Genomic DNA, 15106 nt, shown 5'->3' on the forward strand with positions numbered 1-15106 from the left:
TCCCCAACGCTTGTTTGAAAGGGAGTTTAGAGGGTGGCGAGCGCCGCGCAACCCAAAGATCCTCCCCCTAGGGGGAGGTGTCGGCTCGAAGGGACGACGGAGGGCGAAGAGACAGGCTCCACAGAACGTCCCCCTCCGGCCCTACAGGCCACCTCCCCCGCTGGTGGGAGGATTTAGGAGCCCTTCAGCGCCCGCCAGCCGATGTCGCGGCGATAGAAGCCGCCTTCCAGGCTGATGCTGCCCAGCGCCGCGTAAGCGAGGTCGCGAGCTTCGCTCAGCGTGACGCCGAGGGCGCAGACGTTCAGCACCCGGCCGCCCGAGGCGACGAGGCGCCCCTCGAACTCACGGGTCGTGCCGGCGTGGAAGACCACGACCTCGCCGCCGAAGTCGGCGTCGGCGCCCTGGATGCGACCGCCGGTCTTGGGGGAGTCGGGATAACCCTCGGCCGCCAACACCACGCAGATCGCCGCCTCGTCCCGCCACTTCGGCGGTTCGGCCGAGGCCAACTCGCCCTTCGCCGCCGCCAGCAGGATCGGGACGATGTCGCTCTGGAGGCGCAGCATCAGGGTCTGGCACTCGGGATCGCCGAAGCGGGCGTTGTATTCGACGAGCTTGGGGCCCGTGGACGTCAGCATCAGGCCGGCGTAGAGCACGCCGACATACGGATTGCCTTCGGCGGCCATGCCCTCGACGGTGGGGACGATCAGCTCGCGCCAGGCTTGGTCGATCAGGGCCTGGGTCAGGACCGGCGGCGGCGAATAGGTGCCCATGCCGCCGGTGTTGGGGCCCTCGTCGCCGTCATAGGCGCGCTTGTGGTCCTGGGCCGCGCCGAACAGCACCGCGGTCTTGCCGTCGCAGACCGCGAACAGCGAGGCCTCCTCGCCGTGCATGAACTCCTCGATCACCACGCGCGCGCCGGCCGAGCCGAAGCGGCCGCCCAGCATGTCGAGCACCGCGGCGTCGGCCTCGGCGCGGGTCGCGGCGATCACCACGCCCTTGCCCGCCGCCAGGCCGTCGGCCTTGATCACGAACGGCGCCTCCAGGGTGTCGAGGAAGGCGCCGGCCGAAGCCGCGTTCTCGAACACGCCGTAGGCCGCCGTGGGCAGGCCGTGGCGCTGACAGAAGTCCTTGGTGAAGGCCTTGGACGTCTCCAGCTGGGCCGCGCGCTGGCTGCCGCCGAAACAGGGAATGCCGACCTGGGCCAGCTTGTCGGCGAGACCGACCTCGAGCGCCGACTCCGGGCCGACCACCACCAGGTCCGCGCCGATCTCCTGGGCCAGGGCCACAAGGCCGTCGGCGTCGGTGGCCTTGACGGCCTTGAGCTCGGCGACCTTGCCAATGCCCGGATTGCCGGGGGCGGCGACGAGGCGGCCGCACAGCGGCGATTGGGCGATCTTCCAGGCCAGGGCGTGCTCGCGGCCGCCGGACCCGACGAGGAGGATGGTCAGCTTTTCCATGAGCGCGGGGTGTGACGCGCGCCCGCCGCCGGGTCAAGCCATGGCTCGCCCCCGTCCGCCGCCATTCGCCCCATTCCGCTCGCGCCCAGGCCACACGCCGCTAGGCGGACGGTATGGACAAGTTGGTCTTCTTCCCCGCGCTCGCCGTGCACATCGCCACGGGCTTCCTGCTGGTCGCCGTCGGCCTGGTCCCGATCCTCAGTCGCAAGGGCTCGCGGCTCCATCGATGGTCGGGCCGCCTGTTCGTGACGCTGATGAGCGTGTTGCTGGCCGCCGCCTGGGTCATGACCCTGCTGCGCTTCAACGCCTATTTCGCCGCCCTGTCGGCGACGGCGACCATCACTCTGTTCTCGGGCGTGCGGGTCCTGAGCCGCAAGCGCCCGGACCTTGATCCACGCCAGCGCGCCAAGCTTCTGGACTGGATCGCCACCTTGGCGGTGCTGGCCATCGGGGCCTGGGTCCTGCTTTTGATCACGCAGGGACGCACGGGCGGCAAGGCGGCGGTCAGCGCCGCGCTGGTCTACGCCGCCCTCACCTACGGCGGCTGGGATCTCTGGCGTTTCTTGCGGCCGATGGCGTGGCCTTTCAGCCCGTCTCTCTGGCGCTACGAGCACGTCTTAAAAATGCTCTCGGCTTATGGCGCCGTGATCAGCGCGTTTTCGGGTAACGTCCTGACCTTCTTGCCAACCCCTTGGAGCCAGCTCTGGCCGACCTTGTTGTTTCAACCGATGGCCGTGATCTGGATCGCGGTCCTGATCCTGGACAGGAAACGCCAGCGGCGACTGGCGGCCGCCTGAAGCGGATCCAGACACAGACCTGGATGCTGGCCTTCACAGCCTATAGCTGGGCGGCCACGACGCTCTGCGCGGCCTGGTTCGCCCGGCGTTTCGCGGCGAACCAGGATCGGGACCTGAGCGTCCTGGATTCCCTGGTCTGGCAAGGCGCGATCTACGCCGTCTGGCTACCCGCGGCGGCGATCGTCTGGTTGCTGCTGCGCCGATACGGCAGCGGCGCCATAGGCCACCTGGCGCTTTACCTGACCGGCGCGCTGATCGTGCCGCTGGAGTCGCTGACCTCGGCGCTGATCGACAACGCGTTCGCATCCGGCTCAGCGACGATCGCCGCCCGCACCCTGGCGCGCCTGCCTATCAGCCTGCTACTCTACACGGCGATCGTCGCGATCGGCCTCGCCGCGGCGCATCATCGCCGCGCCCACAACGAGCGGGCGCGGGCCCACGCGCTGGAGATCGCGCTCGACCAGGCCCGCCAGGCCCTGGCGCGCGCCGTCCCCTCGCCGCTGGAGGAGCGGCTGATCGTGATGAGCGGAGCGCGGCGGGTGCCGGTGGAGATCGCCGACGTCGAATGGTTCGGCGCCGCCGACAACTACGTGGTCGTCCACTGGTCGGATCGGGAGGGTCTGCTGCGCAGCACCCTGCAGGCGCTCGAGGAGCGCCTGGACCCCAAGCTGTTCGCCCGCTGCCACCGTTCGGCCTTGGTCAATCTGGCTCGCGTGCGCGCCTTCGCGCCGCTGTCCGACGGCTCCTGGCGGCTGACGATGGAAAGCGGCGCGGAGGTCGTGACCAGCCGCACCTACCGCCGAGAACTGCTGGAGCGCCTGGGGCTTTAGACCGCAAAGCCATGCGTCCAATCGTCTCGCCCAGGTGAAACGGTATTGAGATAACGCGTTATTTAAGCTTCCGCGGTTCAATAAAGGTGGACTTCGCGTTCTGTGCCGGAACGCCGCGCGCGCGGAAGGAGCGTACGCTACGCATGGCCTCAGACGAACACACCGCCCAAGATCAGGCTTCGGTGATCGCCGCGGACACCTCCCACCCGACCAAGGCCCTGCACTCCCGCGCGTTCCTCGACGCCGTGGTCGAGAGCGTGCCGGCCATGCTCGTGGTCAAGGACGGCAAGGATGGCCGGTTCGTCCTGATCAACCGAACGGGCGAGGAACTGCTAGGCGTTCCACGCGAGATGCTCATCGGCCGAAGCGACGCCGATTTCTTCCCCGCCGACCAAGCGGCCGCTTTCGCCGAGATGGACCGCAGGGTTTTGGACAGCGATCGCGTCTGGGTGATCGACGAGGAGCCGCTCAGCACGCCGCACAACGGCGACCGCTGGCTGCAGACCAAGAAGATCGCCATCCCCGGCGAAGGCGACGAAAAGCTGCTGCTGATCGTCAGCGAGGACATCACCGAGCGAAAGAAGTCCGCCGCGGCGCTGGAGGCCGCGCTGCAAAGCGCCCAAGCCGCCAGCATCGCCAAAACCGAATTCCTGGCCAATATGAGCCACGAAATCCGCACGCCGCTGAACGGCGTGTTGGGCATGGCGCAGGTGCTGGCGCAGACCGAGCTTACCGCCCGCCAGCGCGAGATGATGGACGTGATCCTGAACTCGGGCCGCGTGCTCAACGCGCTGCTCAGCGACATTCTCGACCTGGCCAAGGTTGAGGCCGGCGAAGTCGAGGTGGAAACCGCCCCGTTCAGCCTTCGCACCAGTATCGGAGCGTCGGCGGCCACTTTCGAAGGCCTGGCGCACCAGAAGGGCCTGACCTTCTCGCTCGACTTCGGGCCGGGCTTCCAGGACCGCGTCGTCGGCGACGCCCTGAAGCTGAGCCAGATCGTCAACAACCTGATCAGCAATGCGGTGAAGTTCACCAACGAGGGCGGCGTGGCCGTCCGCGCCGAGACCCGTCGGGCTCAGGACGGCGCCGTCGAGCTGACGGTCGAGGTCGAGGATAGCGGCGAAGGCTTCTCGCCCGAGGTGCAGGCCAGTCTGTTCGAGCGCTTCGTCCAGGGCGACGGCTCGATCACGAGACGGTTTGGCGGGTCGGGACTTGGCCTGTCGATCGCCCTGCGCTTCGCGAAACTCATGGACGGCGACATCACTTGCCAATCGACGCCGGGCGAGGGCGCGACCTTCCGCTTCACCGCCCGGCTCGCGCCGGCGCAGGCCGAGGCGCCAGCGCCGGTCCGCCGCGCCGCGCCCACGCCGCCAATCGAGCGGCTTCGCGTGCTGTTCGCCGAGGATCATCCCACCAACCAGCGCGTGGTCGAGTTGATGCTGGGCGAGACCGCCGACTTGGTCGTGGTCGAGAACGGCGAGGTCGCCCTTCAGGCCTTCGAGAGCCAGACGTTCGATATCGTTCTGATGGACACCCAGATGCCGGTGATGGATGGGCTGACGGCCATCCGCGCCATCCGTGCACGCGAACAAGCGCAGGACGGCGGCCGCATCCCAATCATATCCCTGACCGCGAACGCCATGCCGCACCAGGTGGAGGCCTGCCTGCAGGCCGGCGCCGACCTGCACCTGGCCAAGCCGATCACGGTGGCCGCCCTGTTCGAGAGCATCGCCGCGGCGGCGGAGCTGGCGGCCCAAACGGGCGAGATGGGCCGCGCCGCCGGAGCCTTGAGCGCATCCGAGCGCTGAGACGCTCGAACCCACATCAAGGCCAAGGTCGACTTGGACGGCCCTCCAAGCCTTGAGGTCTTCTAGGCCGCGTCCAGGTCCAGCGAATAGCCGGCCGAGCGCACGGTGCGGATCGGGTCGCCGTCGGACGAGCCGTTGAGCGCCTTGCGCAGGCGGCCGATGTGGACGTCGACCGTGCGGGCCTCGACATAGACGTCCGAACCCCAGACCGCGTCCAGCAGCTGTTCGCGGCTGAACACCCGGCCCGGGTGCTGCATCAGATAGTCGAGCAGGCGGAACTCGGTCGGGCCCAGGTGGATCTCCTTGCCGTTCCGCTTCACGCGGTGGGCGACGCGGTCGATCACGATGTCGCCGACCGTGATGCGGTCGTCGGCCAGGCCCGGACGGATGCGGCGCATGACGGCCCGGACGCGGGCGGTCAGCTCGACCATCGAGAACGGCTTGACCACGTAGTCATCGGCGCCGGTGTCGAGGCCGCGGATGCGATCGCTCTCCTCGCCGCGCGCCGTCAGCATGATGATCGGCACATTGCGGGTCTCGGCCCGGCCGCGCAGGCGGCGGCAGACCTCGATGCCCGACACCTTGGGCAGCATCCAGTCGAGGATCACGAGGTCCGGCGCGCGTTCGCTGGCCAGGGTCAGGGCTTCCTCGCCATCGCCGGCGACGGCGACGCGGTAGCCTTCCTTGTCGAGATTGTAGTGGAGCAGGGTGGCCAGGGCGTCTTCGTCTTCGACCACCAGGACGTAGGGAGTCACTTCAGGTCGCCTCCAGCCTTACTGCGCAACGACGTCGAGCTTGGGACGCTGGGACACCAGTTCCTCGCCCGTCAGCTCGAAGTGGATGATCTCGGCGATGTTGGTGGCGTGGTCGCCGATGCGTTCCAGGTTCTTGGCCACGAACAGCAGATGAGCGCAGGCGTTGATCGTGCGCGGGTCGCCCATCATGTAGGTCAGCAGCTCGCGGAAGATCGAGTTGTAGTGCTCGTCCACTTCCTCGTCGCGGCTCCACACGCCGATGGCGCGCTGCAGGTCCGAGGTGGTGTAGGCGTCGAGCACGTCCTTGAGGCGGCCCTGGACCAGCTTGCCCATCCGCTCGATCGAGCGGGTCAGGGCGGTCATCGGGTCGGCCTCGGTCAGGATCAGCGCGCGCTTGCCGATGTTCTTGGCCATGTCGCCGCAGCGTTCCAGGCTCATCGAGATCTTCAGGGCGGCGACGGCGTGGCGCAGGTCCACGGCCATCGGCTGGCGCAGGGCGATCAGGCGGAAGGCCTTGCGCTCGATCTCGGCCTGCAGGGCGTCCAGGCGCTCGTCGCCCTGGACCACGGCCTGGGCCAGCGGGCCGTCGCGGCGAGCGATGGCGGCGATGCAGTCGGCGACTTGGCTTTCGGCGATGCCGCCCATCCGCGTCACTTCCGCGGTCAGGTGGGCCAGCTCTTCGCCGTAGGATTTGACGGTATGTTCGGTCATGTTGGTGTCCCTCCCCGCCGGATCAGCCGAAGCGGCCGGTGATGTAGTCTTGCGTGCGGCTGTCGCGAGGATTGGTGAACATCTCCTCGGTCGGGCCGCTCTCGACCAGCTTGCCGAGGTGGAAGAAGGCCGTGCGCTGCGAGACGCGGGCGGCCTGGGCCATCGAGTGGGTGACGATGACGATGCAGAACTGGCTGCGCAGCTCGTCGATCAGCTCCTCGATCTTGGCGGTGGCGATCGGGTCGAGGGCCGAGCAGGGCTCGTCCATCAGGATCACTTCGGGCGACACGGCGATCGCGCGGGCGATCACGAGGCGCTGCTGCTGACCGCCCGAGAGGCCCGTGCCGGGCTGGTGCAGGCGATCGGCGACTTCGTTCCAGAGACCGGCCTTCTTCAGGCTGCTCTCGACGATGGCTTCCAGCTCGACCTTGCCGGTGGCCAGGCCGTGGATGCGCGGGCCGTAGGCGACGTTCTCGAAGATCGTCTTGGGGAACGGGTTCGGCTTCTGGAACACCATGCCGACGCGCGAGCGCAGGACGACCGGGTCGACGCTGCGAGCGTTGACGTCGGCGCCGTCGATCTCGATCGAGCCCTCGACGCGGGCCGAGGGGATCGTGTCGTTCATGCGGTTGATGCAGCGCAGGAAGGTCGACTTGCCGCAGCCCGACGGGCCGATGAAGGCGGTCACGGACTTGGCCGGGATGTCGATGTTGACGTCGAACAGCGCCTGCTTGTCGCCGTAGAACACCTTGACGTCGCGGGCCTTGATCTTGGGCTCGCCAACCGGGGCGGCGGCGCTGGCCGGAGGCACGGCGGTCTGGATCACCGGGGTGCCGGCGGTGTCGTCGGGGCTTTGGACGGTCATGGCGTGTCCGCGCAGAAGAGGATGAGCGAGAGGGTTCAGGATCTGGGTCATGTGAAACCTACCAGCGGCGCTCGAAGCGGCGGCGCAGGATGACGGCCGCGGCGTTCATGATGATCATGAAGACGAGAAGGACGATGATGGCCGCGGCGGTGCGCTCGTGGAAGGCGCGTTCGGACGCATTCTCCCAGATGAACACCTGCACCGGCAGGACGGTGGCGGCGCCGGTGAAGCCTTCGGGCACGCCGGGCACGAACGAGACCATGCCGATCATCAGCAGCGGAGCGGTCTCGCCCAGGGCGTGGGCCAACGACAGGATCGCGCCGGTCATCACGCCGGGCATGGCCAGCGGCAGCACGTGGTGGAAGACCGTCTGGGTCTTCGACGCGCCGACGCCCAGGGCGGCCTCGCGGATCGAGGGCGGCACGGCCTTCAGGGCCGAGCGGGTGGCGATGATCACCGTCGGCAGGGCCATCAGGGCCAGCACGAGACCGCCAACCAGCGGCGAGCTGCGCGGCACGTTCAGCCAGTTGATGAACAGCGCCAGGCCCAGGAGGCCGTAGACGATCGAGGGCACGGCCGCGAGGTTGTTGATGTTCACCTCGATGACGTCGGTCCAGCGGTTCTTCGGGGCGAACTCTTCCAGATAGACGGCGGCCATCACGCCCACCGGCACCGCGATCAGGGCGGTGATGATCAGCATCATGGCCGAGCCGACTACCGCGCCCAGCACGCCGGCCTGTTCGGGCTCGGTCGAGTCGGAGTTGGTGAAGAAGGCGAAGTTGAAGCCCGACTTGATCGCGCCGGCCTTTTGCAGCTGGTCCAGCCAATCGAGCTGCTGGTTGTCCAGCTTGCGGTCGCCCTCGGCGGTCGAGCGCTTCAACTCGCCCTTGAAATAGAGGTCGGCGTCGGCCTTCAGCGGGCCGGAGACGTCGATCGTCTTGCCGATCAGGCTCTGGTCGGCCTTCAGCTTGTTCAGCAGTTGGAAGCCGAAGTCGCGCGAGACCAGGTCCTGGACCTTGGTCGAGACCGTGCCCAGGTCGTCGTCCTGCACGCCCAGCTTCTTCATCACCGCCTCGGCGACGATGTAGTCGTAGTTGACGCCCGACAGGTCGGACGTGTCGATGCGGTCCGGGTTCAGATAGACCGGCACGCTCAGGGTGTGGGTCTCGAACGTCGTGTAGCCCTGGGCCACGATGCGGCCCACCAGCACCACCAGGAACACCATGGCGATGATGATCGCGGCGACGCCTTGGGCCTTGAACAGGCGCTCGGCGCGGTGACGCTTCTTCAGACGGTCGTCGGCGGCCGAGAAGGCCGAGCGCGGGGCGGCCGCGCCGAGGGTCGCGTCAGTCATATTGTTCCCGGTACTTCTGGACGATGCGCAGGGCGATGATGTTCAGGCACAGCGTCACCACGAAGAGGGTGAGGCCGAGACCGAAGGCCGACAGGGTCTTGGGGCTGTCGAATTCCTGGTCGCCGGTGAGCAGGGTGACGATCTGGACGGTGACGGTGGTCACGGTGTCGAGCGGATTGACGGTCAGCTTGGCCTGCAGGCCGGCGGCCATGGTCACGATCATGGTCTCGCCGACGGCGCGGGAGATCGCCAGCAGCATGGCGGCCATGATGCCCGGCAGGGCGGCCGGCAGGACGACCTTCTTGACCGTCTCCGACTTGGTGGCGCCCATGGCGTAGCTGCCGTCGCGCAGGCTTTGCGGCACGGCGTTGATGATGTCGTCCGACAGCGAGGAGACGAACGGGATCAGCATGATCCCCATCACCACCCCGGCCACCAGGGCCATCTGGTTCTGGACTTCCATCAGGTAGGTGGCGATCGGACCGGGCGGCAGGGCCGCGCCGATGGCGTTGAAGCCGGCGCGGAACAGCGGACCGACGGTCAGGGCGGCGAAGAAGCCATAGACCACGGTCGGGACGCCGGCCAGGATCTCGAGCAGCGGCTTGACCACGCCGCGCACGCCGCGGTTGGCGTATTCCGACAGGTAGATCGCCGAATAGAGGCCGATCGGCGCGGCGACCAGCATGGCGATCAGCATGATCAGGAAGGTGCCGGCGAACAGCGGCACCGCGCCGAAGGCGCCCGCCGAGGCGACCTGGTCGGCGCGCATGGCGATCTGCGGGCTCCACTCGGTCCCGAACAGGAACGAGATCGGATTGACGCTCTGGAAGAAGCGCCAGCTTTCCCAGACCAGCGACAGCACGATGCCCAGGGTGGTCAGCACGGCGGCGACCGAGCAGCCGATCAGCACCACGCCGATCCAGCCTTCGACCCGGTTGCGGGCGCGGAATTCTGCGGAGATGCGCGGGAACGCCAGCAGGAAGCCGGCCAGGGCCAGCACCGCCGAGGCGCCCAGGACGCCGACCTTCAGGACGGTCTCGATGCGCTTGGCCTCGGCGACCTTGGCGTCCAGCGCGGTCTTCAGCTCGCCTTCGTAGGTCACCTCGCTGGGCGACTTGCCGGCGGCGATCGCGCGGGCGTCGCTATAGAAGACGTCCTGGCGGTCGACCTCCAGCGCCTGCACGGCGGCGGGACGGCTGGACTGCAGGATCGCGTCCTCGACGCGACCGCCGAACATCACGCCCAGCAGCAGCAGGAGGGCGGCGGGTACGCCGGCCCACAGGGCCGCATAGGTCCCGTAGTAGTCCGGCAAGGAATGGAGGACGCGCGCGCGTCCTCCCGCGGTGGCCACGGCGCGACGGCGGCCGGCCACGAAGGCCGCGCCCGAGAACAGCGCCAGGATAAGGAGCGAAAGCCAGGTCAGCATGCGTGAAGCTAATCTTGCGCCAAAGTGTCGAAGGTTCCGCAGGATCGCGGCCTTCCCCCGGCCCCGATCTATGACGGGCCGGCGCTGTGCTTATGCGACAGTTAGATGACAGTTTGACGACAGTGGCCGGTTAACGCGCCGAAACCTCGGAATCAGGCCTCCGAAGGGGCGGGCGCGCCGGCCGGCGGAACCGCTTCGACGCCGGCCCGGGCCATCGGGAGATAGACGCTGAAGGTCGCGCCTTCGCCCTTCACGCTCTCCACGCTCAGGCCGCCCCGGTGGCGGTTCATGATGTGCTTGACGATCGCCAGGCCAAGGCCGGTGCCGGATCGCTCGCCGCTCTTCTGGCCCTCGACCCGATAGAAGCGCTCGGTCAGTCGCGGCAGGTGCTCGCGCGCGATGCCCGGGCCGCGGTCGGTGACGCGCAGGACGGCGTAGCGTTCGGCCGGATCGTGGTCGGGCGTTAGCAACGACATGCGGGGGGCGGCGGAGTCGCGCGGCGTGGCGGCCGCCTCGGCGGACAGGCCAGGGAAGATCTCGACCCGCACCGTCCCGCCCTTGGGCGTATACTTGATGGCGTTGTCGATCAGGTTCTGGATCACCTGGATGATCTGGTCGCGGTCGCCATCGACCACCGCTCCGCCGCGTGGCGGCAGCACGGGATCAAAGGTCACGGCCTTGTCCTTGGCCTGCGGCGCCAGGGCGTCGATCACGTCGACGGCGGCCATGGCTAGGTCAACGCGACCGAGCGGCGCGATGTGCTCGTTCAGCTCGATCCGCGACAGGCTCATCAGGTCGTCGATCAGGCGCGACATCCGCTCGGCCTGGGCCAGCATGATGGCCAGGAACTTGTCGCGCGCGCCCGGGTCGTCCTTGGCGTGGCCGCGCAGGGTCTCGATGAAGCCTGACAGCGAGGCCAGCGGGGTGCGCAGCTCGTGGCTGGCGTTGGCCAGGAAGTCGGCGCGCGTGCGCTCGCTGCGCCGCGCGTCGGTCTCGTCGCGCAAGGCCAGCAGAGCCAGGCGAGAACGGCCGGGGGCGTCCTTCAACGGCCGCACATAGGCCAGCCAGGCGCGCCCCTGGGTTCCGCCGGTCTCGAACTCGGCCACGCCCTCCAGCCCCCCGAACAGGGCCTCGTCGACGGCTTCCAGCACACGCGGGTTGCGAACCGCCGTGACCAGCAGCTGGCCGGGATGCTGAATCTTGAAGAGTTCGCGCGCGGCGGCGTTGGCGAACAGGAAGCGTCGGCCGGTCAGATCGTCGGCCTCTTCGGCCGCGATCACCATCAGCGGATCGGGCAACCGGTCGAGAATGGCCGCGAAGGGCGGGATCGCCTCCGTCGCCGCGACGGGCGCGAGCGGCGCGCCTGTAGCCGCCGGCGCTTGGCGCGCCTGGTCGCGCTTCGCCAGCCAATAGCCGGCGCCGGCGGCGGCCGTGGCGGCGACGGCCGCCGGAAACGGCTGGGCCATGCCGACGGCCATCAGGCCGAGGATGGCGCCCGGGCCCACGAGCACGGGCCAGAAGGCGCTAGGGCGGCGACTCTCCGAACCTTCGGGGGACGTGTTCGCCAGCGGCATGGGGTTGCTCATGGTCTCGAGCGTGAAGCGATTCGACGAAGCAGATATGGCGCCCCGCCAAGCCATGCGATAGACGGTTGGCGCCTTAGTACGTGTCGCGAGCGAGACTCACCGCATTTTCGCCGCAACGTGACCCGAATTAGGTGCGCCAGTTTCTATCGAGGTGTCGTTCGTAATGCAGCGCAAGGTCCTGGTCGCGACGGTCGCGGCCGCTCCTCTTCTGGCCATGGCTTTCGCCGCGTCGGCGGAAACCTCGGTCTCCAACGCGCGTACGACGCCGATCGCGACAAGCACGGCGACGGGCACGGCGGCGGACGATATCCGGATCACCGCGGATGGCTCGATCAAGCCGACCGCCGCCGGCGCGATCGTCACGATCGACAGCAACAACAAGGTCGTGAACCTCGGCACGCTCTCCACCACGGGCGTCAACGACAGCGTCGGCGTGCTGATCATCGGCGGCCGGACGGGCGGCCTGACCAACTCGGCCACGATCTCGCTGCTCGAGGACTACACCCCCACCGACAGCGACAGCGACGGCGATCTGGACGGTCCGTTCGCCCAGGGCTCGAACCGATTCGGCATCCGCCTGACCAACGCCGGGACCTTCACCGGCGACATCCTCAACGATGCGGCCGGGATCATCAGCATCGAAGGCAACAATTCGGCGGGCATCCTGCTGGAAGGCCCGGTCGTCGGGAACGTCACCAGCCTCGGCAACATCAATGTCGTCGGCGACAACGCGCGCGGCGTCCGCATCGCCGCGCCGGTCACCGGCAAGGTCACGCTGGGCGGCGCGATCAGCGTCCAGGGCGTCGGCGCGACGGCCCAGGATATCGGCGCCAACATCAATGGAGCGCTGGTGCTGCAAGGCTCCGCCAGCGCCACCGGCTACCGTTCGACCTCGCGGCCGAGCACGCTGGACGCCCTGAACAAGCTTGACGCCGACGACCTGCTGCAGGGCGGGCCCGCCGTGCGGGTCGCCGGCGACGTCACGGGCGGCGTCCTGCTGCAGGGCTCCAACTATTCGAGCAAGGTCGGTACGGACGGCAACACCGTGATCACCTCGGTGACGTCCAGCAACACCGGGTCGTCGAGCATCAGCGTCTTCGGCTCGGCGCCCGCGTTACAGATCGGCTCGACCAGCCAGAACGTGACCCTGGGCGCGGTTGGGACCGGCGACAACGCCTTCGGCCTGATCGCCAAGGGTACGATCAGCGCCGCTGGGGTCTATAACGGCGTCACGGCCACGGCGCTCTCGGTCGGCGCGGGCGGCGGCCGCACGACCACGCTCGCCGGCGGCCTGCGCAATGATGGGCAGATCACGGCCGGCAGCTACGAGGCCGACTCGACGGGCGTGATCCTCAACAGTGGCGCGATCGTCGACCAGGTGCTGAACCGCGGCTCGATCGGCGTCACCGCCTCGTCCTTCGCCGCCTCGGGCGTGACCGCCTCGGCCCGCGCCGTGGTGTTCGGGGCCGGCTCCACCGCCTCCACCCTGAACAACAGCGGCACGATCGGCGCCTCGCGCACCGGCGAAACCGGCGACGCCATCGCCGTGCTCGATCAGGCCGGAACCCTCAAGACGATCACCAATACCGGCGCGATCCGCGCCGCCGTCGGCGCGCCGCAGTTCAAGTCGGACGGTACGACGGCCACGGTGACGGCCGCCGGCAAGGCGATCGCGCTCGACCTGCGAGCCAACAATTCGGGCGTGACCTACACCCAGACGGGGCCGACCAGCTTCACCTCGACCAGCACGTTCCCGAGCACCGACACCGTCACCAGCACCGACAGCACCACGGTCACCGGGACGCCGACCACCGTCGGCGACGTGCTGTTCGGCGGCGGAAACGACACCCTGAACCTGGCGAGCGGCACCCTGGTGGGCGCCATGTCGTTCGGCGCGGGCCAAGACCGCCTGTCGATCACCAACGGCGCCGTGGCCCTGGGCAACCTGACCGACAGCGACGGCCGGCTCGACATCTCGGTGGCCAACGGCAGCCTGGGAATCCTGAACAGCGAGACGATCAACGTCAGCAGCCTGAACATCGGCTCCAGCGGCAAGGTGCTGTTCTCGGCCGATCCGGCGGCCGGAACCGCCACCAAGCTGGTCGTCTCCGGCTCCACCACGATCGCGTCCGGGGCCGAACTGGGCATCCGCCTGGCCAATCTGGTCAAGCAGCCCACCACTTTCACGGTGATCCAAGGCTCGAACATCACCTCCGGCACGTTCGGCAACGGCCTGCTGGCGCAGTCGCCCTACCTTTACGTGGCCACCAGCCGCGCCGACGCCAACAACGTCTATATCGACGTCCGCCGCCGCAGCGCGTCGGAGATCGGCTTCAACAAGGCCGAGACCTCGGCCTATGACGCCGTGTTCTCGGCGCTCGGCACGGACTCGGCCCTGGCCAGCGCGTTCCTGAACCAGGGCACGCGCGACGGCTTCCGCGACCTCTACGACCAGATGCTGCCCGATCAGGGCGAGGGCCTGTTCTCGGCCCTGCAGTCCGTGAACCAGCAGATCTCGGCCGCGACCATGTTCCGCCCCGATCCGGGCGACCGCTATGGCCCCGACAGCCTGTGGGTCCAGGAGATCACCTCGCTGACCCGTCGCGACACCGGCGAGACCCTGGGCTCGGACACCCAGGCCTTCGGCTTCGTCGCCGGCTACGAGGCCATGGGCGACGCGGGCGGGGCGCTGGGCGTGACGCTGGCCTACGCCAGCCTTGAAGAGCACGACACGGTCGCCAAGGTGGGCGAGCACACCACCGCCTCGTTCGTCCAGACAGGAGCTTACTGGCGCCGTTCGGTCGGCGGCTGGCGCTTCAACGCCGGCGGCGGCGTGGGCTACGGCTTCTTCAACGGCGACCGTCGCTTCATCGCGCCGGACACCAACGCCGACGGCGTGGCTGACCTCGTCCTGAAGAACACCGCCGACTGGAAGGGCCTGACCTCCAACGCCTATGCGGGCGTCGCCTACGAGGCCAAGGCGGGCCGCTTCTTCGCCCGTCCCGAAGGCCGCCTCGACTATGTCTGGCTGCGCGAGGGCAAGCGCGCCGAAAGCGGCGGCGGCAAGGGTTTCGACCTGAACGTCGACAAGCGCACCTCCAGCAACCTCAGCGGCGAGCTGGGCCTGGTCCTGGGCGCCGACTTCGGCAAGGCCGTGTGGTGGCGACCGGAAGTCCGCGTCGGCTACCGTCAAACCCTGGCCGGTTCGGTCGGCGACACCGTCGCCAGCTTCCAGGGCGGCAATCCGTTCACTCTGGCGGCTTTGAACGACAAGGACGGGGCGGTGACCGCCGCGGTTTCGCGCTGCGCGCCGGCACGCCGATGTCCTATCTGGCCCTCGAAGGCGGCGTCGAAGCGACCAAGAAGCAGAAGCGCTACAACCTGCGCCTGGCCGGACGTGCGATGTTCTAAAGCGCGTTTGGGGTCGCAGGCTCTCGTCGCGGCGGGAGCCCCATTCCCCTTTTGAGCGCCGCTCTCCACGACAAAACTGCGCCTGCGGTGCGACGCCGCAGGGGTC

At 68.5% G+C, this 15106-nt stretch carries 10 protein-coding genes and 1 pseudogene; 4 read left to right on the plus strand and 7 right to left on the minus strand.

What is annotated here, in order from left to right:
• Positions 1-173: 173 nt before the first annotated feature.
• On the minus strand, positions 174-1457 hold the full coding sequence (gene purD, locus CSEG_RS19335) for a phosphoribosylamine--glycine ligase (RefSeq protein ID WP_013080920.1): 1284 nt from the start codon (positions 1455-1457) through the stop codon (positions 174-176).
• 113 nt (positions 1458-1570) lie between these two features.
• Here purD and CSEG_RS19340 point away from each other — a divergent pair, with 113 nt between their 5' ends.
• The 3 genes from CSEG_RS19340 (at position 1571) to CSEG_RS19350 (ending at position 4892) form a co-directional block, all read left to right on the plus strand.
• Complete coding sequence (locus CSEG_RS19340) at positions 1571-2254, plus strand: DUF2306 domain-containing protein (protein ID WP_013080921.1); 684 nt, start codon at positions 1571-1573, stop codon at positions 2252-2254.
• 23 nt (positions 2255-2277) lie between these two features.
• Complete coding sequence (locus tag CSEG_RS19345) at positions 2278-3084, plus strand: LytTR family DNA-binding domain-containing protein (RefSeq protein ID WP_013080922.1); 807 nt, start codon at positions 2278-2280, stop codon at positions 3082-3084.
• Between the two features lie 143 nt (positions 3085-3227).
• On the plus strand, positions 3228-4892 hold the full coding sequence (locus CSEG_RS19350; RefSeq protein WP_013080923.1) for an ATP-binding protein: 1665 nt from the start codon (positions 3228-3230) through the stop codon (positions 4890-4892).
• Positions 4893-4954: 62 nt separating this feature from the next.
• On the opposite strand, the gene phoB is transcribed toward CSEG_RS19350, so the two are convergent.
• From phoB to CSEG_RS19380, 6 genes are all read right to left on the minus strand, one after another.
• The gene (gene phoB / locus CSEG_RS19355; protein WP_013080924.1) at positions 4955-5647 is read right to left on the minus strand and encodes a phosphate regulon transcriptional regulator PhoB; all 693 of its coding nucleotides are present in this window, start codon (positions 5645-5647) and stop codon (positions 4955-4957) included.
• Between the two features lie 18 nt (positions 5648-5665).
• Positions 5666-6358 (minus strand): phosphate signaling complex protein PhoU, encoded by a 693-nt coding sequence (gene phoU / locus CSEG_RS19360; protein WP_013080925.1) that lies wholly within the window; start codon positions 6356-6358, stop codon positions 5666-5668.
• A gap of 22 nt (positions 6359-6380) precedes the next feature.
• Complete coding sequence (pstB, locus tag CSEG_RS19365) at positions 6381-7223, minus strand: phosphate ABC transporter ATP-binding protein PstB (protein WP_083778506.1); 843 nt, start codon at positions 7221-7223, stop codon at positions 6381-6383.
• A 58-nt stretch (positions 7224-7281) separates the two neighbouring features.
• Complete coding sequence (gene pstA, locus CSEG_RS19370) at positions 7282-8577, minus strand: phosphate ABC transporter permease PstA (RefSeq protein ID WP_013080927.1); 1296 nt, start codon at positions 8575-8577, stop codon at positions 7282-7284.
• A complete protein-coding gene (gene pstC, locus CSEG_RS19375) occupies positions 8570-10003 on the minus strand; it encodes a phosphate ABC transporter permease subunit PstC (protein WP_013080928.1) in 1434 nt (477 codons plus the stop codon). The genes pstA and pstC overlap by 8 nt, the downstream gene beginning before the upstream one ends.
• A 152-nt stretch (positions 10004-10155) precedes the next feature.
• Positions 10156-11577: a sensor histidine kinase gene (locus CSEG_RS19380; protein ID WP_013080929.1), complete on the minus strand. Its 1422-nt coding sequence runs from the start codon at positions 11575-11577 to the stop codon at positions 10156-10158.
• Between the two features lie 163 nt (positions 11578-11740).
• Between CSEG_RS19380 and CSEG_RS19385 the strand changes: the two are divergent.
• Positions 11741-15000, plus strand: a pseudogene (locus CSEG_RS19385) (autotransporter outer membrane beta-barrel domain-containing protein).
• Positions 15001-15106: the final 106 nt, after the last annotated feature.

Origin of the sequence: Caulobacter segnis ATCC 21756 (genome assembly GCF_000092285.1) — a bacterium.
Lineage (GTDB): Bacteria > Pseudomonadota > Alphaproteobacteria > Caulobacterales > Caulobacteraceae > Caulobacter > Caulobacter segnis.

Bases quoted from the DNA above. Each gene is read 5' to 3' on its own strand.
- purD (WP_013080920.1), bottom strand. From the start codon at position 1,457: ATGGAAAAGCTGACCATCCTCCTCGTCGGGTCCGGCGGCCGCGAGCAC.
- pstB (WP_083778506.1), bottom strand. From the start codon at position 7,223: ATGACCGTCCAAAGCCCCGACGACACCGCCGGCACCCCGGTGATCCAG.
- phoU (WP_013080925.1), bottom strand. From the start codon at position 6,358: ATGACCGAACATACCGTCAAATCCTACGGCGAAGAGCTGGCCCACCTG.
- pstC (WP_013080928.1), bottom strand. From the start codon at position 10,003: ATGCTGACCTGGCTTTCGCTCCTTATCCTGGCGCTGTTCTCGGGCGCG.
- CSEG_RS19380 (WP_013080929.1), bottom strand. From the start codon at position 11,577: ATGCCGCTGGCGAACACGTCCCCCGAAGGTTCGGAGAGTCGCCGCCCT.
- pstA (WP_013080927.1), bottom strand. From the start codon at position 8,577: ATGACTGACGCGACCCTCGGCGCGGCCGCCCCGCGCTCGGCCTTCTCG.
- CSEG_RS19350 (WP_013080923.1), top strand. From the start codon at position 3,228: ATGGCCTCAGACGAACACACCGCCCAAGATCAGGCTTCGGTGATCGCC.
- CSEG_RS19340 (WP_013080921.1), top strand. From the start codon at position 1,571: ATGGACAAGTTGGTCTTCTTCCCCGCGCTCGCCGTGCACATCGCCACG.
- CSEG_RS19345 (WP_013080922.1), top strand. From the start codon at position 2,278: ATGCTGGCCTTCACAGCCTATAGCTGGGCGGCCACGACGCTCTGCGCG.